At 59.9% G+C, this 20,319-nt stretch carries 17 protein-coding genes and 2 rRNA genes; 10 read left to right on the top strand and 9 right to left on the bottom strand.

The window, feature by feature from the left end; genetic code table 11:
- Window positions 1–55 precede the first annotated feature (55 nt).
- Window positions 56–1,426: a GntT/GntP/DsdX family permease gene (locus ICY20_RS00095; protein WP_159958811.1), complete on the top strand. Its 1,371-nt coding sequence runs from the start codon at window positions 56–58 to the stop codon at window positions 1,424–1,426.
- Window positions 1,427–1,429: 3 nt separating this feature from the next.
- Here ICY20_RS00095 and ICY20_RS00090 read toward each other — a convergent pair whose 3' ends face one another.
- Window positions 1,430–2,719 (bottom strand): MFS transporter, encoded by a 1,290-nt coding sequence (locus ICY20_RS00090; RefSeq protein WP_194936693.1) that lies wholly within the window; start codon window positions 2,717–2,719, stop codon window positions 1,430–1,432.
- A gap of 184 nt (window positions 2,720–2,903) precedes the next feature.
- On the opposite strand from ICY20_RS00090, the gene ICY20_RS00085 reads away from it, so the two are divergent.
- From ICY20_RS00085 to ICY20_RS00065, 5 genes are all read left to right on the top strand, one after another.
- A complete protein-coding gene (locus tag ICY20_RS00085) occupies window positions 2,904–4,322 on the top strand; it encodes a short-chain fatty acid transporter (RefSeq protein ID WP_159958807.1) in 1,419 nt (472 codons plus the stop codon).
- 174 nt (window positions 4,323–4,496) lie between these two features.
- Window positions 4,497–4,817: a hypothetical protein gene (locus ICY20_RS00080; RefSeq protein WP_159958805.1), complete on the top strand. Its 321-nt coding sequence runs from the start codon at window positions 4,497–4,499 to the stop codon at window positions 4,815–4,817.
- Window positions 4,818–4,909: 92 nt separating this feature from the next.
- Complete coding sequence (acpA, locus tag ICY20_RS00075) at window positions 4,910–6,610, top strand: acid phosphatase (protein WP_194936692.1); 1,701 nt, start codon at window positions 4,910–4,912, stop codon at window positions 6,608–6,610.
- Between the two features lie 121 nt (window positions 6,611–6,731).
- Window positions 6,732–7,901, top strand: coding sequence for a hypothetical protein (locus tag ICY20_RS00070; protein ID WP_194936691.1), 1,170 nt, complete (start codon window positions 6,732–6,734; stop codon window positions 7,899–7,901).
- Between the two features lie 155 nt (window positions 7,902–8,056).
- The gene (locus ICY20_RS00065; RefSeq protein WP_159958799.1) at window positions 8,057–8,563 is read left to right on the top strand and encodes an SET domain-containing protein-lysine N-methyltransferase; all 507 of its coding nucleotides are present in this window, start codon (window positions 8,057–8,059) and stop codon (window positions 8,561–8,563) included.
- On the opposite strand, the gene can is transcribed toward ICY20_RS00065, so the two are convergent.
- Window positions 8,560–9,204 carry a carbonate dehydratase gene (gene can, locus ICY20_RS00060; RefSeq protein WP_159958797.1) on the bottom strand — a complete coding sequence of 215 codons (645 nt, stop codon included), beginning with the start codon at window positions 9,202–9,204 and terminating at the stop codon, window positions 8,560–8,562. The two genes, ICY20_RS00065 and can, sit on opposite strands and share 4 nt — an antisense overlap.
- 139 nt (window positions 9,205–9,343) lie before the next feature.
- On the opposite strand from can, the gene ICY20_RS00055 reads away from it, so the two are divergent.
- Entirely contained in the window at window positions 9,344–9,748 is a 405-nt protein-coding gene (locus tag ICY20_RS00055; protein ID WP_122489479.1) for a serine kinase/phosphatase, read from the top strand.
- 134 nt (window positions 9,749–9,882) lie between these two features.
- On the opposite strand, the gene rimI is transcribed toward ICY20_RS00055, so the two are convergent.
- Both rimI and ICY20_RS00045 read right to left on the bottom strand, forming a co-directional pair.
- Window positions 9,883–10,335 carry a ribosomal protein S18-alanine N-acetyltransferase gene (rimI, locus tag ICY20_RS00050; RefSeq protein ID WP_005784514.1) on the bottom strand — a complete coding sequence of 151 codons (453 nt, stop codon included), beginning with the start codon at window positions 10,333–10,335 and terminating at the stop codon, window positions 9,883–9,885.
- On the bottom strand, window positions 10,328–11,074 hold the full coding sequence (locus ICY20_RS00045; RefSeq protein WP_159959016.1) for an energy transducer TonB: 747 nt from the start codon (window positions 11,072–11,074) through the stop codon (window positions 10,328–10,330). Before ICY20_RS00045 ends, rimI begins: the two co-directional genes overlap by 8 nt.
- Window positions 11,075–11,261: 187 nt before the next feature.
- On the opposite strand from ICY20_RS00045, the gene mksB reads away from it, so the two are divergent.
- Genes mksB through mksF form a run of 3 tightly spaced genes read left to right on the top strand, consistent with a single transcriptional unit; the run spans window position 11,262 to window position 16,073 of the window.
- On the top strand, window positions 11,262–12,539 hold the full coding sequence (gene mksB / locus ICY20_RS00040; RefSeq protein ID WP_159958793.1) for an Mks condensin complex protein MksB: 1,278 nt from the start codon (window positions 11,262–11,264) through the stop codon (window positions 12,537–12,539).
- Complete coding sequence (mksE, locus tag ICY20_RS00035; RefSeq protein ID WP_048724390.1) at window positions 12,529–13,236, top strand: Mks condensin complex protein MksE; 708 nt, start codon at window positions 12,529–12,531, stop codon at window positions 13,234–13,236. The genes mksB and mksE overlap by 11 nt, the downstream gene beginning before the upstream one ends.
- Window positions 13,233–16,073 carry an Mks condensin complex protein MksF gene (mksF, locus tag ICY20_RS00030; RefSeq protein WP_194936690.1) on the top strand — a complete coding sequence of 947 codons (2,841 nt, stop codon included), beginning with the start codon at window positions 13,233–13,235 and terminating at the stop codon, window positions 16,071–16,073. Before mksE ends, mksF begins: the two co-directional genes overlap by 4 nt.
- A gap of 152 nt (window positions 16,074–16,225) precedes the next feature.
- Here the strand turns inward: mksF and ICY20_RS00025 are convergent, their stop codons facing one another.
- The 5 genes from ICY20_RS00025 to ICY20_RS00005 form a co-directional block, all read right to left on the bottom strand.
- On the bottom strand, window positions 16,226–18,529 hold the full coding sequence (locus ICY20_RS00025) for a PqiB family protein (protein WP_194936689.1): 2,304 nt from the start codon (window positions 18,527–18,529) through the stop codon (window positions 16,226–16,228).
- Window positions 18,522–19,145, bottom strand: coding sequence for a paraquat-inducible protein A (locus ICY20_RS00020; protein ID WP_159958787.1), 624 nt, complete (start codon window positions 19,143–19,145; stop codon window positions 18,522–18,524). Before ICY20_RS00020 ends, ICY20_RS00025 begins: the two co-directional genes overlap by 8 nt.
- The gene (locus tag ICY20_RS00015; protein WP_159958785.1) at window positions 19,132–19,791 is read right to left on the bottom strand and encodes a paraquat-inducible protein A; all 660 of its coding nucleotides are present in this window, start codon (window positions 19,789–19,791) and stop codon (window positions 19,132–19,134) included. Before ICY20_RS00015 ends, ICY20_RS00020 begins: the two co-directional genes overlap by 14 nt.
- A gap of 151 nt (window positions 19,792–19,942) precedes the next feature.
- A 5S ribosomal RNA gene (rrf, locus tag ICY20_RS00010) occupies window positions 19,943–20,058 on the bottom strand.
- A gap of 155 nt (window positions 20,059–20,213) precedes the next feature.
- Window positions 20,214–20,319, bottom strand: a 23S ribosomal RNA gene (locus ICY20_RS00005); the annotation flags it as partial.

Below are 20,319 nucleotides of genomic sequence, written 5' to 3'. Positions count from 1 at the left end.
TCGGACAGAAACAAAAAGTAACAATTTCTCAATCTGTTCGATAAGGAGTCCCGTTTTGGAGTTATCGACTGCCGCGTGGATGGTTCACGACACCCGCCTGATGTTTTGCGTGCTGCTGGCCATCGCCAGCATCATTGTGCTGATCAGCGCCACCAAGCTACCGCCCTTCCTGTCGATCCTGATCGGCACCTTCATCGCCGGGGTCGGCGCCGGGTTGCCACCGGAAGAAGTGGCCAAGGCGTTCAGCAAGGGTGCCGGGGCGATTCTTGGCGAAGCCGGGATCATCATTGCCTTGGGTTCGATGCTGGGCGCGCTGATGGCTGAGTCCGGCGCGGCAGACCGAATTGCCACCACCCTGCTCGGGCTGGGCAAGGGCAAGTCTCTGCCCTGGGTGATGGCGCTGGTCGCGATGGTGATCGGCTTGCCGCTGTTCTTCGAGGTAGGCCTGGTGATGATGGTGCCGATCATCTTCGTGATGGCCAAACGTTCGAACCAGCCGCTGCTGAAAATCGCTATTCCGGCGCTCGCGGGCATGACCACCTTACACGCCCTGATGCCACCGCATCCGGGGCCGCTGATTGCGGTGGGCGCGCTGCACGCCGACCTGGGGCTGACCATGTTGCTGGGGTTTTGCCTGGCGGTGCCGGCGGTGATCCTCGCGGGCCCGATCTACGGCAACTGGCTGTCCAAGCGCCTGCACGTGGATGAGCCGGCGGATATCGGCGCGCTCTTCAGCGCACCGCCCAAGGCACCGCGCCAGCCGAGCTTTGCGGTGTCATTGCTGATCATTTTGTTGCCGGTGATTTTGATGCTAGGCAGCACCTTGGCCAAAGTCGCGCTGCCGGCAGAGAGCACCATCGGCCTGACCCTGAAATTCATGGGTGAACCGCTGATCGCCCTCGGTTTGGCCGTGATCGCCGCCGTGATCTGCCTGGGCTGGGCCGCCGGCATGCCGCGAGCTGAAGTCGGTAACACCCTGCGCAAAGCCCTCGCCCCCATCGCCGTGTTACTGCTGACCATCGGCGCCGGCGGCGGCCTCAAGCAAACCCTGCTGGACGCCGGCGTCAGCCAGACCATCAGCAAGGTCGCCGAAGGCGCCCACATGCCATACCTGCTACTCGCGTGGTTGATCGCCGTGGCATTGCGCCAGGCCACCGGCTCGGCGACCGTTGCCACCACCACGACGGCCGGCATCCTGGCGCCGATGATGGCGGGGTTGGCGGCGACACAAAGCTCGTTGGTAGCGTTGGCGATTGGCGCCGGCTCAGTGTTCTTCTGCCACGTCAACGACGCCGGGTTCTGGATGGTGCGCGAGTACTTTGGCTTGCAGTTGAAGCAGACGATCTGGGTGTGGTCGGTGTTGCAGACGATTGTGTCGGTGGTCGGGCTGGTAGGTACGCTGTTGCTCTGGCACTTCCTGACCTGACGCTCAGGTCGCCAAGGTGTGGCGCTTGCCAAACAGCGCCACACTCACCACCCCCACCGCACCCATCACCACGCAATAGCCCACGCAAATCCACGGGCTCGTTGGCATCAACGCAATCAGCATCAACGGCGTCGTACTCGCCCACAACGCGTAGGCAATGTTGTAGGTAAACGAAATCCCCGACACCCGTACCTGGGCCGGAAACAAACCGACCATCACCGACGGTACCGCACCGACCACGCCGCAACTCAGGCCCGCCACGGCGTACGCCGCGCCCAGCCAGATACCGCCGTTGATCAAACTGGCATACAGCAGCGCAATCCCCACCGGCAGCAGCAGGCTGTAGACCAACACCGCGCGCCAAGCGCCGATGCGGTCTACCAACAGGCCGGCCAGCACACAGCCGATGTTCAAGAAGACGATGCCCAGCGCACTCAACGCAAAGGTGTGGCTAGGGGTCATGCCAAAGGTTTTTTGCATCATCGTCGGGGTGATAACGACGAGGACCACCACGGCCGACGTGAGTACGCACGTGAGGATCATCGCCGGTAGCAACACCGCCCGATGGTCACGCAATACGGTGCGTAGGGGCAGCTCAGCGCCAGCCTGGCGGCGGGCCTGCATTTCGAGGAACACTGGGGTTTCGCTGAGCCAGCGGCGCAGCCAAACACCGATCACACCGAAGACCCCACCCAATAGGAAGGGGAAACGCCAGGCGTAGTCGAGGATCTCGGCCGGGGTAAAAACCTGCGCCAGCAAGGTCGCGGTGAGTGCGCCGAGCAGGTAGCCAAAGGTCAGGCCCGCCTGCAGGAACCCCAAGGCGTAGCCGCGATGATTCGTCGGTGCGTGTTCGGCGACAAAGGTCCACGCGCTAGGCACCTCGCCCCCCACGGCCGCGCCTTGAAGCACCCGCAGCACCAGCAGGATCAGCGGTGCGAAATAACCGATTTGCGCGTAGGTCGGCATGATGCCGATCAGCAGGCAGGGCAATGCCATCATCAGGATGCTCAGGCTGAATACGCGCTTGCGCCCCAGGTGATCGGCGAAGTGCGCCATGAGGATGCCGCCCAGCGGGCGTGCCAGATAGCCGGTGACGAAGATGCCAAAGCTTTGCAGCAGGCGCAGCCATTCAGGCATTTCCGGGGGGAAGAACAATTGGCTGAGGGTCAGCGCAAAGAACACGAAAATGATGAAGTCGTAGATTTCCAACGCGCCACCCAAGGCGGCCAGGCCCAGGGTTTTGTAGTCGGAGCGGGAAAAACGCTGCGCCTGTGGAGAGAAGGTGGCAGTCATGATGAGGCTCGGCAGACAAACAAAATGGCGTGCAGGTTATGAGTTGAGCCGGATGATGGCAATCGCGACAGATATATTTGTTTTCCTCATGGATCGATGAAGATAACTGCATTCCCATATCAATGGCCGTAGCGGAACATGCCGAAAAATTGCCTCCCCATAATAAGTACAAGAGGAATGACTCGTGGCCGATGCTATCGAAGAAAGCCGCTATGCCCGCTTTGCCCTGCGCTGTTCCAGCTTCGCCGAGCGCTGGTTCCCCGACTCGTGGGTGTTTGCCGCCCTCGCCGTGATCATCGTTGCGGTGGCGACCCTGGGCATGGGCGCGGCACCGACCGAGGCGGCCAAGGCGTTTGGTGACGGCTTCTGGAGCTTGATCCCGTTCACCATGCAGATGGCCTTTGTGGTGATCGGCGGTTATGTGGTGGCCAGTTCGCCGCCTGCGGTGAAGTTGATCGACCGCCTGGCGCGTATTCCAAAAAACGGCCGCTCAGCCGTGGCCTGGGTGGCGTTGATCTCTATGGTTGCATCCTTGTTGAACTGGGGCCTGTCCCTGGTGTTCGGCGGTTTGCTGGTGCGGGCGCTGGCGCGTCGTACGGATTTGCGCATGGATTACCGCGCGGCCGGTGCGGCGGCTTATCTGGGGCTTGGCGCCGTGTGGGCGCTGGGGCTGTCGTCGTCGGCGGCGCAGTTGCAGGCCAACCCGGCCAGTTTGCCGCCGTCGATTTTGTCGATCACCGGGGTGATTCCGTTCACCGACACGATCTTCTTGTGGCAATCGGGTGTGCTCTTGCTGGCGCTGATCGTGGTGTCGCTGATCATCGCCTACGCCACTGCGCCCGGCCCGAACAGTGCGCGTGATGCCAAGGCGTGTGGCGTTGACCCGGCGTTCAACCTGCCCAAGATCCAAGCACCGACCCGCCCGGGAGAGTGGCTGGAACACAGCCCGTTGCTGACGATCCTGCTGGCGTTGCTGGCGGCCGGCTGGCTGTTTCATGAGTTCTCGACCAAGCCGGCGATCAGCGCGATTTCAGGGCTGAACACCTATAACTTCCTGTTCATCATGGCCGGCGCACTCTTGCACTGGCGCCCACGCAGTTTCCTCGATGCGGTGGCCCGTGCGGTGCCAACCACCACCGGTGTGTTGATCCAGTTTCCGCTGTATGGCTCGATTGCCGCGCTGATGACGGTGGTCAAGGGCGGCGACGGCCAGACCCTGGCGCACCATATCTCTACCTTCTTCACCTCCATCGCCTCCCACGACACCTATGCGCTGTTGATGGGCGTGTACTCGGCGGTGCTGGGCTTCTTTATCCCGTCGGGCGGCGGCAAGTGGATCATCGAAGCGCCTTACGTGATGCAAGTGGCCAATGACCTGCAATACCACCTCGGCTGGGCGGTGCAGATCTACAACGCGGCCGAAGCGCTGCCCAACCTGATCAACCCGTTCTATATGCTGCCGCTGCTGGGGGTGCTGGGGTTGAAGGCGCGGGATTTGATTGGGTTTTCGTTTGTGCAGTTGCTGGTGCACACGCCGCTGGTGTTGTTTCTGTTATGGGCGCTGGGGACGACGCTGAAGTATTTACCGCCGGTAATGCCTTAAAAACAGCAGCGCGCTTTAAGTGGCCAGCAGCACGCTTGCCACTTAAGGCCGCCTTTTCTGGTGAAGTGCGCGGCCTTGTCCCACCCACGACAAAGGTTAGCCCTGACTTCGCGCGCCAACGTCTTTGATTAACCTGATTCGGATTACCGCTCACACACCGCCAAGGACAATCCGATGACGCCGCTATCCAAATCACTGGAAGAGTTGATCAATGCAATCTACAAGGACGATACCGTGTCGTTCGTCGAGTACAGGGCCTTGCGAGACGATGCCGATCGCCGCATGGCAGCCGTTATCAGGGAGTTCGGGCTGCATAACAATGTGACAGCCTTCCAGAAAGCCGTGGACGTGGTCATGCAACTCTTGCAGACCAGCGTCATCGATGCAAAAAAAGCCAAGCTGACTGACTTGGGTGAGGCCATCGTCAAAGATGCACTGACGGCCCAGGTGGAATACCTGCGCGCCGGCAGCCAGATGGCACTGCGCCTGCTATGACTTGCTGATTCAAATCTCTGTCTTCGTTCCGTCACACTGCATTGCTACCGTCCTGCGAAATATCTTGCAACATCTCGCTTGGGATTCCCGCAATGACCGATGAGCACGAAGACCGCCCTTCTCCCGATTCCATCACTCAAGCGCCGGTCGACACCAGCCGCCGGCGCTTCCTGGGGGGCGCGGCCGTTTTGGGAGTCGGTGCGACCTTGAGCGCCTGCGGCAATACCAGCGAAACACCCGTCAAGCCGGTGGCGAAGCCGCTCACGCCCCAAGAGTTGGACAAGGCCCTGCAAGATCAGGTGAAAACCGTGGTGGTGATCTATGCCGAGAACCGCAGCTTCAACAATCTATTTGCGGATTTCCCTGGCGTAGAGAAACCACTGTCGGCACTTTCTGCCGCAGACACTCAACAACGCGACCGCGACGGCAGCCTGCTGACCACCCTGCCCCCGGCCTGGGGCGGCGTACTGCAAGTCGGCCCGCAAAGCGTGGACGGCGTGACCTACCCCAGCGAAGTGCAATTCCAGCAAAACCTGCCAAACGCGCCGTTCGCCCTCAAAGGCCCGAACGCCGAAGACCTGCCCTTGAGCCTGGTCACCCGCGACTTGTGGCACGTGTTCTATCAAAACCAAATGCAGATCAACGGCGGCAAGAATGACAATTTCGTCGCGTGGGCCGATTCAGGCGGCCTGGTGATGGGTTATTACGCTCAGAGCCGTTATGCCCTGCGCCTGTGGGATGTGGCCAAGGAGTTTGTGCTCTGCGATAACTTCTTCCAGGGCGCTTTCGGTGGCTCGTTTCTCAACCACCAGTACCTGATCAGCGCCACCGCGCCGTTTTACCCGAATGCCGCGCAGTCGGTGGCCAAGGCGCAGATCGCCACCCTGCAAAGTGATGACCCTACCGACCCGCGCCTCAAGCCGCTGGAAAAGTCCCCGGCCAGCGCCATGACCGGCGCGCCGCAGTTCGGCCCCAGTGCCCTGACGCCGGACGGTTTCGCCGTAAACACCCTCGCCCCGCCCTACTGGCCGACCTGGATTCGCGACCCGCAAAACCCCGATTACTCCAAGCCCGACCTGCCCAACGTGCTGGTGCCGCAAACCCACGAGCATATTGGCGACAAGCTGTCGAAAAAGAACGTCGACTGGGCCTGGTATGCCGGCGCCTGGCAAGCCACGTTGGATCAATTCAAGGATTCGGGTGGCATTCCGAAAATCCCGAACTTCCAGTACCACCACCAACCCTTCAACTACTTCAAGCAACAGGGCCCCGAGAACCGCGCCGAGCGTGATAAACGCCTGCGCGATGGCGGTTTGGGCGATGAGTCCAGTACCAACCGGTTTTTCGCCGATGCCCAGGCCGGTAAGTTGCCTGCGGTGAGCTTCTACAAGCCCCAAGGCAACCTGAACATGCACGCCGGTTACGCCGACGTGGCCTCGGGCGACCGCCATATCGCCCGCGCCTTGAAGGTGCTGCAAGAGAGCCCGCAGTGGAAAAACATGGTGGTCGTGGTGACCGTCGATGAAAACGGCGGCTGGTGGGACCACGTGGCACCGCCCAAAGGCGACCGCTGGGGCCCTGGCACGCGGATTCCCGCGCTGGTGGTGTCGCCCTTTGCGCGCAAAGGCACGGTGGACCATACGGTGTATGACACCGCATCGATCCTGCGCTTGATCACGCGGGTATTTCAGTTGGAAAAACTCGACGGCCTCAAGCAGCGCGATGACGCAATGATCGCCCGTGGCCAGAAACCCATGGGCGACCTGAGCAATGCCTTGCAGTTCGACGTGTAGGTTTTCTTATCCAATAGCGACACGCCGGGTGATTTAACACGCGGCCTTGCTGGTCAGCCGCTACTGTGAGGGAAGGGTTTTCACCCCGCGCAGACGGGCTTTCGCTGACAAGGAACCACGCATGTTTAGACCTACCAGGCTGTCCTACACCTTGGCCGCACTGATGGCCAGTGCGGTCGTACAGGCCGATATCGAGGTGCCACTGGGGAGCACGCAACGTGTCACCCAGTTGTTCGCGTTCCCCAATAACTGCAATGTGATCTGCTTTCGGCCATGGACGCTGGAACAGACTGCCGAGCATTATCTGGTTCAAAGCCTGCAACGGGACGGCTACAACCGCGCCAAGGTCAGTGTGAAGAGCCAGGAGGGGCAACTCTCGGCAATTTTTACCGGCGTTCCCGACAGCTACGGCCAGCCCCTCACCACGTTACTCAATACCGCCGATTTGGCGTACGAGGGCGCCAGCAAGCTCAACCTTGATGGCAAGTGGGCCTATAACTGGTACCTGTTCCTGCCGCTGGGCATGGCGTTGCAAAACCGTAAGAGCATCGAGCTGCTGCACTTCCCGCCGGATTATTCACTGACCCAGGCCCAGGACTACCTGGAATCGGCCACCACTGACCGCTGGGCCAGCCTGCTGACCGACAACGGCATCCCAGCCACTGAGACGCCGGCCTACCAGACCATTATCGATATCGCGCCCATCGCTGCGCCTTCCAATGCGGGCAAGGACCTGGAAAACGTCTACAGCTACTTCACCCATTACCAAACGCGCATGGTCAAGGAATTGAGCCTGTTACCCAACGGCTCTTTGCCGATGGTGGCGTTCGGCTCACCGGTACGCAGTTGGATCAAACAGCAATACGGGCAGAGCGTGGGCGTACTGGGGTTGGCGAAAATCAGCCCCGAGGCGGGTAAAACCGTATCGGTATTGGGCGCCAATCACCCGAGTTACATCTGGTATGCCGCCGACCCCGCGAGCTACGACGGTAACGAGCAGCAAGCCGACGAAGCGGGCCTGAAGGTCATGGGCCAGGACCTGAGCGCCGCCTGTTGGCAAGCGGGCATGGGGCAAAAACCTGCGAGCGACCCAAATGTGCAGCTCAAGGCCTGTATGAACACCTGGCAGGTCACGCGCAAAGAGCAGACCTGCGAGTTGTTTTACACCTCGGTTCGCAACCTGACGCCAGATCAGGCCAATGCCAAATGCGCCACGCCGGCCATCAAGGCCCAGTTGAAACAACTGAAAAATGAAACCCCGACGCCCTCTGTTGCGGCTCCAGCCCTGTGACCTGGGGGGGCAGCGCAAAAAAAGCCGATTTCTACTGTCAACTTTGACAGTAGAAATCGGCCACGACATCAGTAAGTCTTGGGCGGCGTCCATTTGCTGCAAGACTGGCAGTCAGATCACATCCGCAGGTCGTTGCAGCCGAACCAAGGAGAGTTATGAAAACTCAAGCCATGGATAAGGCTAAAACCATCACGCCTGCATGCCTTTACCCATTCAAGTCCCTGACCGTTGAACAGGGCTACCCCTCGACCCGTCAATTCCAGGTGGAGAACAATGGCCTCAAGGCACGCACACCCTTCGACAGCCGTGTACGTATTGCCAGGATTTCAGGCTGGGCGGTGAGCGAACGACGCTCGCAGACTGTGCAGCTGTCTTCACGCATTCATCTTTACGATTGCTGGTTCTGCGGCCTGCTACAGCATTCGTGCAACCCGAACGTGTTTGTCGATACGACCTACCTGGAGCTCTGGACCCTGCGCCCCATTTCGCCTGGCGACGTACTCACGATGGATTACGCCGTCACCGAAGACGTATTGTCCCGACAGTTTGCGTGCGAATGCCACGAGCTGTGCTGCCGGCACTGGATCACCGGCCGGCAGCAACAACTGAACGCCGAGGGCCAGGCGTTCATGGCCCAGTGGCAGGCACGCAAACCGTCTTAGGCTTCGCCCAGCGGACGCAGGCGATATTGCGGTGGCAACTGCTCAAAACCACTGATCGTGGTGTTCAAGCTCTTCCAACGGCCATCCTTGATGCCGTAGATGCAGCCGTGGATCGACAGGTTCTGCCCACGGTGCCAAGCGTTTTGCACAATGCTGGTGTGGCCAACGTTGGCCACCTGCTGGATCACGTTGAGCTCGCACATGCGGTCGACACGTTCTTCTTCGGTCGGCAACTGGGCGAGTACGTCACGGTTTTCGTAGTAGAGGTCACGAATGGTGCGCAGCCAACCGTCGATCAGGCCGAACTGGCGGTCCTGCATCGAGGCGCGCACGCCGCCACAACCATAGTGGCCGGTGACCAGAATGTGTTTGACCTTGAGCACGTCGACCGCGTACTGGATCACCGACAGGCAATTGAGGTCGGTGTGCAGCACCACGTTGGCCACGTTGCGGTGCACAAACAGGTCACCCGGCAGCATGCCAACAATCTCGTTGGCCGGCACGCGGGCGTCGGAGCAGCCTATCCAGAGGTACTCGGGGGTTTGCTGGCGGGCGAGCTTGGCGAAGAATTCGGGATCTTCCTGTTTGATCGCATCCGCCCAGCGTTCGTTGTTATCAAGCAGGTCTTGTAATTCGTTCATCAGGGAAAGCCTCAGGAATGATGCGCAGTTTTGTGACTGACCAGCCCTCGTCCAGGTCACGCCGAGCGCAAATAAGCTTGAATCTTTAGGGCGCCGCGCCTGTCCACACACTATAAGCCCCACAGTATGAGGATTGGCCATGACTGAATCACGACGCCCCTACGGCGCTACGCAGCCCGAACCCATTGATGACAACGAAGACCGCATGGGGTCGATGCGCGAGCTGGATTTTGACGAGCAGGAGCCCACTGCTGAGATTGGCGATGAGATCCCCCGCCGTGAACGCGAACACCTGATGCCCGACGAACGGGTGCGCGAAGCGGGGCTAACCGGCGCGTCAACGGATGATCATGAGCCGACCGACGATGATATGAGCCCTGAAACCCTGATCCATGAAGATGGGGCGCGGGATGCACGGGAGGAAGGCGAAGATAATCCGGCGGATTATGATTTGAGTATTGTGGATGAAGATGAGATTGGCGGCGGGAATGGGTTGGATGAGGCCGAGTTGGCCGATATTGACCCGGTAGACGGCAACCGCTGATTCACCGCACAACTCATTGTGAAACTGGCCCTTGTGGGAGCTGGCTTGCCTGCGATAGCGGTGGTGCATGAAACACCGTCATCGCGGACAAGCCCGGCTCCCACAGGGAACGGTGTTCACATTGGATCGTGTGTTTAGTCGACGAGCGTGCAGGCCATCACCACGGCATCTTCGCGCCCGCCGACGGCCGGGTAGTAATCGCGCCGACGGCCAATCTCGTTGAAACCGTAGCGTTCATACAAACGAAACGCCCCGGTGTTGCTATCACGCACCTCCAGGAAACACTCCCGCGCACTGGCGGCATACGCTCGGGACATCAGGTGTTCAAGCAACGCCAACCCCAAACCGCGCCCCTGGTTTTCCGGCTTGACGGTGATGTTCAGCAAATGCGCCTCATCGAGGATGATTTGCACCACCCCGTGGCCCACCTGCTGCTCACCTTCAAACATCAGCCAAATTTGGTACTTGCCCAGCCCGTCGAGAAAAATCCCACGGGTCCAGGGGTGGCTGAACGCCGCGTATTCGATTTTCAGCACGGCATCGAGGTCGGCCTCGGTCATCGGGCGGAAGGATAAAGCCTCACTCATCGGTTGTTTTCCAGCGCGCCATCAGCCGGCGCATGGCTTGCCAGACATCAGCCTTACGCTGTGGCTCTTCCATTAATAATTCCAGGCCCGGCAGGGCCCATACCGAGCCCAGGCCTTCGACCTGTAGCTCGCGGTACCAGGCTTCGGCGTTGGCCTCACCGGCAAAGCGCACGGCGGGCAGGCCAATCAGCCACAGGCACACGCAGGGTTCGTCTTCCAGGCGGGCCGAGACAAACCCTTGCACAAAATCACGCGCAGCTTCGGGGCCCTGGTCCATGTTGCCGCGCACCAGCAGAGGCCAACGCACGGGATCACCGATAATCTGCGGGCTGTCGGGCAGGCCGGCGGCGCGCAGCATGTCTTTGAGCAGCATGTAGGCCGGGTCGCGGGTCTGGAAGCGTTCGCCGGTAGGTAGTTCCACCAATAGCAGGCAACGCCCGGCACGCAGCAATTGCAGGGCAAAACGCGGTGGCTGGACGACAGGCGCCTTGACCACCGGGGCAGCCTGGTCGGCCACCTTGGCCGCCTTGGTCACCGGCGATGGCCGAGGCACTTCAATCTTGGCCCGCTCCACCACTGGCCGCACGGGCGCCTCAGCCTTGACCACCGCCACCGGCGCAGCCGCTTCTTCACCCGAAGCCTCGAATGCCTCATAGGGCTCAAGCGCCTCCAGCAGCTCGGGCCGTGACGGCGCGGCAAACGGCAGTTCGGTGCGGGGCAGCCAGTTGACCACCTGCATGGCAGTCAAGTAAGCGCGACGTCGGGACTCGATAAGCACAGCTCGGCCACTTGTGGATAACTAAAGAGCGGGGATTCTACCGCTGTTCGGCAACAATCGCCCACTGCGCACTGACCGGCTGTGGATAAAACCCGGGCCTGATGCAGTACAATCGCGACTTTTCAACGCCAACCAACCGGCCATTCCCATGATCGAACCCAAGCGCGTCCTACGCGCCCTCGCCGAACACTGGGCCTTACTTGAGCCACTGTGCGAACACTTCGACCAAGGCACCTTGAGCCTTGGCGAGCTGCGCGCGCAACTGGCCGCCCAACAACTGGACAGCACGCCCCAGGACATCACCAGCCTGCTGGACGTGTGGATTCGCCTGGATATCCTGGTACCTGTCGCCAAGAGCCCGAACCGTTTCGAGCTCAATGCGCAGATCCACGACTTCCTGGCTTATCTTCGCAAGGAGCACCGGCTTGGCCTGTGCCTGGAAATCGAAGCCTACCTGCGTCACCTTGAGCGCTTGGCCGGTTATATCCAGGACGCTTTCGACATTCGTGATGGCCACGACCTCGCCCGCCAACTGCGCTTGCTGGATATGCGCGTACGGGACGTGCTGAAAAAACTCGCCAACGATGAACAAGCCCTCGCCGCCGTGGCCGATCGCGCCAAGACCAGCGACCGGCAGATCCCGTTGCGCCAGCGTTATGCCGAGGTACTGGCAACCTGGGACGAATACGTTGAGCCGATGATCCAACTGGTGAACGCCGACGGCGCCTTCGAACAAGGCGTGCGCAAGGTCGAAAATGTGCTGCTACGCATGCTCACCGAGCAACAGCGCCTCGGCCACCTGGTGGACGACGACATGCTGCTGCGCACCCACGCACGCATCCTCGAAATGCAGACCAGCGCCCAGCTGACCTTGCGCCATGCCCGTGAATTGCTGTTGCCGCTGCGTGAAGAAGCGCGCCGGCACAACGCCGTGACCCGTGGCGCGGCGTTGGCCCTGTCGGCCATTCGCCGTAAGGGTTTGGACGCCGTGCCGCAAGCGGCGATGCCGATGTTTACGCGCCCACAAAGCACCTTTCTGGGCAGCGCGAGCCAGGTGGAAGCCTATGTGTACGCACTGGCGAACTTCGAGCCGAAACCGGCGCGATTCCCCAAGGCGCATAAATCCCACAAGGGCGACGCCCAGCGTGCACCGCGCACGGTCAAGGAAATGCTCGAACGCTGCGAAGACGCGCTGCCGATGCCAGACCTGATGACCTGGCTGCTGGAGCAAGAGCCGGACGGCGCCACCGACGAATTGCTGTACTGGTTCTCGCGCCTGTCACGCGAAAAGCGCTTCAAGCGCGAACGCCTGGAACGCCGCGATTACCACACACACGAGCACCAGGTCAGCCTGCGCTCCTTCGCCCTGCTCCCGGCCTCCTCTGATGCGGCCGAGCATTCTGCGAGTACACCCAATGCATCTTGATCTATCCGAACTGTCCCAGCTGGCGCCGATCTTTCGCGAGCTGTTCAAGGGTTATCACGTCAGCCGCCGCGACCCGGAGCTGTACGCCCAGCTGTCGAACTTCCAGGACCAATACCGCACGCTGTTCAAGGCCCTGGGCTTTGAGCTGGTGTGCGATACGCGCGGTTTCTACTACTTCGTGCCGGACTCGGCCATCGCCAGCGCGCAGGTGAACAAGACGGCGCAGCGCTTGGCGTTGTTCACCTTCATCATCGTCGAACACTTGGCCGACCAGGGCCGCGACCCGATCGCCGTGCTCGACGGCGGCAGCCTGGGCCGCGATGAGCTGCCGTCGCTGCTGGAGAAGTACCGCGACCTGTTTATCCAGGCCGAAGTGCAGACTCAGGAAGAACTTGAAGAAAAAATCATGCGCCGCATGACCCAACTCGGGTTTGCCAGCGAAGACAACGGTATCTATCGCTTCCTGCCGCCGATGCACCGCTTCCTCGATGTGTGCTTGTCAGTGCAGCAAGATCGCGATCTGGCGGCCAGCGTACACAGCGTGTTGCCATTGCCGGCGCCAGTGATCATCGACGAAGACAGCGATGAAAAATTGCTGAAAACCGATGACCCGCTCGATCTGAGTGACTTCGAAGAAGAAAGCGAAGAAGACGCCATGGCCCGCGCCATTGCCGAAGAACAGGAGACCGACGCATGAGCAAGGAACGCTACGGCATCCGCCGCTTCGCCCTATTGAACACCGCCGGCTACAGCCTGGGTTTGTTCCCGCTGGAAGAACCGCTGTCGGTGTATGGCGCGAACAACCTGGGTAAATCCGCGTCGATCAACGCCTTGCAGTTCCCGATTTTGGCGCGCATGTCGGACATGAGTTTCGGCAAGTACACCCTGGAACAGTCGCGTCGCTTTTACTTCGCCACTGACACCAGCTACATCCTCGTGGAAGTCTCCCTGCCCCACGGCCCGCACGTTATTGGTGTGGTCGGTCGCGGCCCTGGCGGTGGTTTCGGCCACCAGTTCTTTGCCTACGCCGGCAAGCTGGACTTGGCCCACTACCAGAAGAACGACACCTGCCTGCGTCAGAAAGAGCTGTTCACCAACCTGGAGCGCGAAGGCCTGAAGGCCTACGAGCTCAAGCCGGACGAATTGCGCCGTTTGTTGGTGGGCGGCCATACGTCGATCCCGCTGGACCTGACGCTGATCCCGCTGCGCTCCACCAGCGAGCAGAGCCTGAAGACCTTCCGTGCGCTGTTTATCAACCTGCTGCACATGCGTGAAATCACCGCGGCCAAGCTCAAGCAATTGTTCCTGGATGCGTTCGAACACAGCCTGCGTTCCGGCAGTGTGGATTACATCGCGGCGTGCGAAGAAGCTTTCCGCGATGTGCGACGCATGGAACAGGACTACAACTCGTTGGTGGCCGCTGGGCCACTGGTTGAGGCGCTGGCCAATGGCGTGCGCCTGCGCGATGTATTGCGTGGCAAGTTGCATCGCCTGTCGCCACTGCTGGATTCGTTGCTGGGCACCTGGTCGGACTACGCCAGCGCGCGCAAGGAAGAGCTGACCATCCAGGCCGAGCACTACCGCGGCGAGCAAGACGCACTGCAAAACGACCAGCGCGGCGGCACCCAGGAGCTGATGCGCCTGGAGCGTGAGATCAGCGGCATCCAGCGTTGGCTGGGTGAGTTGTCCGTACTCAAGCATCGCTTTGCGCTGGTGGATGACGTGAAGGTGCTGGAGCAGCAGTTGCTGGCCGCCAAGGACGCTCACGATGAGCTGGCGGGTGCCCTGGCACAGTCGCGGCAGTTCAGCGCCGAGGACTTGGACGAGCGTCTGCGCGAGCTGGAAAAACGTTTGAAGTCGGTCAAGCAGCAGCTGGATCACGCGGACAACAACAGCTACGCCAAACTGCGTGAGGAATTCTCACAGCAGGATGTCGAGCGTCTGATGCGCTTGTTCAACAGTTCGCTGTTCAGCCTGCCGCTGGGCGAGCATGGCATCACGCTGGATGAGGAAGGCCAGTGGGTTAAATCCCTGGAGCAGATCCTTGATGGCTTCAAAGGCGAGCGTTTTGAAGTGCCGGGGCTGTCCATCGACATCTCCCACATTGAGCCGCCAGCGTTGCAGGCCCTGGCGGATCGTGCCGCGTTGCGCGACCAGAAAGAGCGTCTGGAAAAAGAGCTTAAGCAACTCAAGACCCAGCAGGCCGTAGCCTCTGATCGGGCGGCGAGCAAGACCCAGACCGAAGCGCTGTATCAACAGGTGCTGGATGCACAGAAGGCTTTGGAAGACTTCCGCCGTGCGCAAACCCTGAGCGCCGAAGAAGGCGAGAAACTGGAAAACCTGGCGCAGATGGAAGCGGCGCAGGATGAGTTGAAACGCTCCAGTGATGCGTTTACCGAACGCGTCCAGCAACTGTCCGCCAAGCTGCAACTGGTGGGCCGTCAGATTGGCGATATGGAAGCCAAGCAACGCACGCTGGATGACGCACTGCGCCGTCGTCAGCTGTTGCCGGCAGACCTTCCGTTCGGCACGCCGTTCATGGACCCGGTCGATGATTCCATGGACAACCTGCTGCCGTTGCTCAATGACTATCAGGACAGCTGGCAAGGTTTGCTGCGCGCTGATGGCCAGATTGAGGCGCTTTACGCTCAGGTTCGCCTCAAGGGCGTGGCCAAGTTCGACAGCGAAGATGATGTCGAGCGTCGTCTACAACTGCTGATCAACGCCTATGCGCACCGTACCGATGAAGCGCTGACGTTGGGCAAGGCGCGTCGTGCCGCGGTCACCGATATCGCACGTACTTTGCGCAATATTCGCAGCGACTACGACAGCCTTGAGCATCAGTTGGCGCTGTTCAACCGCGAGATCAACAAGCGTCAGGTCTCCAACTTGCAAAGCTTCCGTATCGTGCTGGCGCCGAACAAGGAAGCCCTCAAGCATATCGACCAGATCATCCACAGTGCCGGTCAATATGAAGAGGGCGAAACCCTGTCGGTCTTCGACCTGAGCCAGAGCGCCGAGCAAGACAACAAGAACGAAGAGGCCAAGGAATACCTGGCCCGTTTGGTGGCCGCCAACCATAACCAGTTGGGCCTCAAGGATTTGTTCGAGCTGGCGTTCGAGATCACCAAGGTGCATGGCCAACCGGTGATTCATACCGACATCGATGGCGCCGCGTCCAACGGCACCACCATGACCATCAAGGCGCTGACCAACATGTACTTGTTGCTGCACCTGATGGACCGCGACCAGGCCGGGCGCGTGCGTTTGCCGTACTACCTCGACGAGGCGGCGGACATCGATGAGAAAAACCAGGCGGCGCTGCTGGAGACCAGCTTGCAGCTGGGTTTTGTACCGATTCTGGCCAGTGTGAAGCCGCAGGTGTCCGCCCAGGTGGCGATCGACCTGGAGGGTGGAAGCGGGCCGAACGGGATCTATATCGATGAGGCGGATTGGAAGTACATCCGCCGTCATGATGGGGTGAAGGCGACGGTGAATGTGCAGGCGGATGAGCCGGAGCTGGATGAGGTCTGATTGGCTGGACTGAAATGAAAAAGGCCCCTGGATGTGAATCCAGGGGCCTTTTTTGTTGCCTGCTCAGGCCTCTTCGCGGGCAAGCCCGCTCCCACAGGGGTACGCATTCCAACTGTGGGAGCCGGGCTTGCCCGCGATGGCCGCGCCTCGGTCTACTTGCCGAGCGGGATCTTAGGCGCCCAGGTCAACCATTCCTCTTCAAACTTATCGAACAACGGGAACGTCTGCTGCGACCGTGCGGCATTGCCCATGCGCTCCCCGTCGGGTGTAGCGAAGGCAATCCCACCAGAGACGAGGGTTTCCAGCGATTCGGTGCGAACTGTCGCACCTTTAAACAGGCCGAAGTCCAGGCCAAACCCGCTGGTGTTCCAGAAGCGGCTGCCGCCACGCACCAACGGCGCATATTTAGGCTCGATCAGAATATGGATCAGCACGCGGTCGGCGGTCTGGCCCAGTTCGTAGCCGATGACTTTACCGACGGTGACCTCACGGTAGGTTACGGGCACACCTTCCTTCAACGAACCACGGCGTGCCGCACTGAGTGTCAGGCTCAGGCCTTCCTCGCGGTGGACGGCCTCTGGCGGCTGGTCCAGCGCAACGAAGTTCTTTTGCGGGCCGGCGTTTTTCGCAGCAGGTTGCACTTCGATGTACTGGCCGGTGACCAAGGTTTCCAGGTTCGAGGTTTTCATCAGGCCCAACTCCGGCTTGACCACCCAGAACTGGCTACCGGTGCGGGCGATGCGGTCCGCCACTTGGGTGATGCGCGCACTGAGCAGCACCGATTGCATGTCGGCACTGAGGTCGACGCTTTCGATCGTGCCTACATCCAGGCCTTTGAAGCGTACCGGCGTGCCGGGGCGCATGCCGTCAGCGCGGTCGACCTTGATGGTCACCAGGGTGCCATGTTGGTTGGCCGCTTCACGGTCGGCGAAGAGGCGGAAACGCGGGATGCGCTTTTTCAGCGGTACATTCTGCTCAGGGGTTTCGAACGCAATACCGCCGGCCATCAAGCTGGCCAGGGACTCACTCTTGACCTGGATGCCACCGGTGAGGCCGCCGGTCAGGGTGACGCCACTGGCATTCCAGAAGCGTGTCGAACCGTTGACCAGGTTTTCGTATTCCTTCTCGATATGGACGCCTATCACCAGTTGCTTCTTCTTGCGTGAGAACTGGTAGCTCTGTACCGAGCCGACCTTGACCTGTTTGTAGAGGATGGGGCTGCCCACATCCAGAGAGCCCAGGTTGTCGGTGAGCAACACCATGTGCAGGCCTGGGGAGCGTAGGTCCAAGGGCGGCGCCTTGGCGCGGGCGACGTACTCACGTTGAGGTGGGGTGCCTTTGTCGCCGGGGCGGATGGCGATGTAGTTACCTTTTACCAAGGCCTCAAGCCCGGTAATACCGGCCAGGGAGATGGACGGTTTGACCACCCAGAACTGGGTGTCCTGCACCAGGTAGTCTTCCGCCAAGGGGTCGAGGGTCAGCTCAGCGTTGGCGCTGGAAAGGTCCGGGTTGATTTTCAGGGTTTTCAGGCTGCCGACCTGGATGCCTTTGTACATCACCGGGGTGCGCCCGGCTTGCAGGCCTTCAAAATCGCTCAGCTTGACCTTGACCTTGATGCCAGCCGCGGCGGCATCAAAGTCTTCGTACAGGCGGAAAGGCAGGCTCGGGTCTGTCGGCGGGCTGTCCTTGCGGTTCTCTGGCGTGGCGAAGGCGATGCCGCCGGCGACGATGCTGGAAAGGGACTCGCTGCGCACTTTCACGCCGGAAAGATTGGCGTCGATGCTGATGCCGCTGGCGTTCCAGAAACGTGTGTGTTTACGCACCAGGTTGGCGTAGGTGGGTTCGATATAGACCTTGATCTCGACAGTGCTCTGATCCTCGGAAAGCAGGTAGCTTTTGACCTGGCCGACTTGGATCTGCTTGTAGAAGACCGGGCTGCCACGGTTAAGCGAGCCCAGGCGATCAGCCTTGAGCGTCACGTGCAGGCCTGGCTTGGCGTCGGAAAGCGGTGGTTCTTCGGAGAGCGCCTTGAATTTGCGCGTGGGTTCGCCATCACCTGGGCTGGCAGCGATGTAGTTACCGGAGACCAACGTTTCCAACCCGGTGATACCGGCAAGGCTGACGCTCGGCTTGACCAACCAGAAGCGCGTATTGGTCTTGAGGTATTGATCGACGTCCTTGTTCATCTCGATGGTGGCAATCACCCCGCGGTTACTGCCCTCGTCGTCCAGCGCCAGGGCTTTGACCTTGCCCACGGGCATGCCTTTGTAGACTACTTCGGTCTTGTTGACCTGGATACCTTCGCCGCTTTCAAAGCGTACCTGGATCTCGATGCCTTGCTGGGAATAGGCACGCCACCCCAACCATCCACCGATGATCAAGGCAATCAGGGGCAATACCCAAATGGCCGACCAGTTGGACGCTGGGCGGGTCTTGGCTTTAGGCAAATCACTCATGGTCGTCGTCCGACTCCGTGTTATCCCAAATCAGTCGGGGATCAAAAGTTACTGCGGCAAGCATCGTCAAGATCACCACACTGGCGAACGCCGCAGCGCCGAGGTTGGCCTCGACACTGGCAAGCCGCCCAAAGTTTACAACCGCTACCAGGATGGCGATCACGAAGATATCCAGCATGGACCAGCGGCCAATGAATTCAATAAAACGGTACATCACAATACGTTGCTGCGCGGACAACGGCTGGTGGCGCTGCACCGAGAACAGTAGCAGACCAATGCCTACCAGCTTGAATGTCGGCACCAGGATACTGGCGATGAACACCACCGCCGCGATGGGAAACATGCCGTGCTGAACCAGTTGGATCACGCCGGCCATGATCGTGCTGGGATCGCCCTGACCGAGGGTGTTGATAGTCATGATCGGCAACAGGTTGGCGGGAATGTACAAGATCGCGGCGGTGATCAACAGTGCCCAAGTACGCGCAAGACTGTTGGGGCGACGGGCATGTATCAGTGCACCGCAACGGGTGCACATTTGCTCGTCGGTGTCCGATTCTTGCTTGTTTAACTCGTGGCATTCGGTACAAATCAGAATGCCTGCATCAATCGCCCGCATGATCATCCTCTCCTGACAACGCCTGCCAAATCTGGTGGGGCGACATGACCACCTCAAGCAATACCTGAACCATCAATAGGCTTACGAAGCAGACCAGGCCCAGACCGATGGTGATAGACGCCATGTCCGCCAGCTTTACGATCGCGACCAGTACGCCCATCAGGTAGACCTCCAGCATTCCCCAATCTTTCATGTGGTGGTAGATGCGGTAGAGCAGCAGTCCGTAGCTGCGGCCGACCTTCCAGCGAATGCTGAGCAACACTGCCAATTGGCAAAGCAGCTTAAGTAGGGGGATGCCCATGCTGCAGAGGAACACTACAACGGCAACGCCTTGCATGCCGGTATCGAACAGGGCGACGACACCACTCCACACGGTATCTTCAGACGACTGCCCAAGCAGATTGAGCTGCATGATAGGTAAAAAGTTCGCTGGGATGTACAGCAGCAATGCTGCGATTACCAAGGCGAGACTTCGCTCCACGACGTTATGGCGATGAGCGTACAGCTCGTAACCACAGCGGGGGCATTGGGCTTTTTCGCCGAGGGCGAGCACGGGTTTGCGCATCAGCAAGTCGCACTCATGGCATGCCACCAGGTCGTCCAGTGGTAAATCTGACGCCTCGTGGGCATCAACCGGATCGGGCATAAATAGGGCTCGGGCTCTAAAAAAGGTTAGGTTGCTATTCTAGTGGTCTGGTTCAGAAATAACTGTGCAAATTTGTCAGTCGTTGGTGGGACTTTTCTCGCGCCCAAAACAAAACCCCATCTGCTTTCGCAAATGGGGTTTCGGAATTTAATCTTGACGATGACCTACTCTCACATGGGGAAACCCCACACTACCATCGGCGATGCATCGTTTCACTGCTGAGTTCGGGATGGGATCAGGTGGTTCCAATGCTCTATGGTCGTCAAGAAATTCGGGTACTGAGTCGTGACCAGTTGGCCTCGCTTCAGCAAATTGGGTATGTGATAGCTTTCGGTGTTTTGTGAGCATCGAACTTTCGGTTCTATCGTCTTCACACACCGCAATCTGATGCTCTTTCGAGAAGCAAATTGCTTGGGTGTTATATGGTCAAGCCTCACGGGCAATTAGTATTGGTTAGCTCAACGCCTCACAGCGCTTACACACCCAACCTATCAACGTCGTAGTCTTCGACGGCCCTTCAGGGAACTC

The organism is Pseudomonas pisciculturae, assembly GCF_015461805.1.
GTDB classification, from domain to species: Bacteria; Pseudomonadota; Gammaproteobacteria; order Pseudomonadales; family Pseudomonadaceae; genus Aquipseudomonas; species Aquipseudomonas pisciculturae.
The sequence above is the reverse complement of the archived record's forward strand: the minus strand, read 5'-3'. Positions and strand labels throughout refer to the sequence as shown.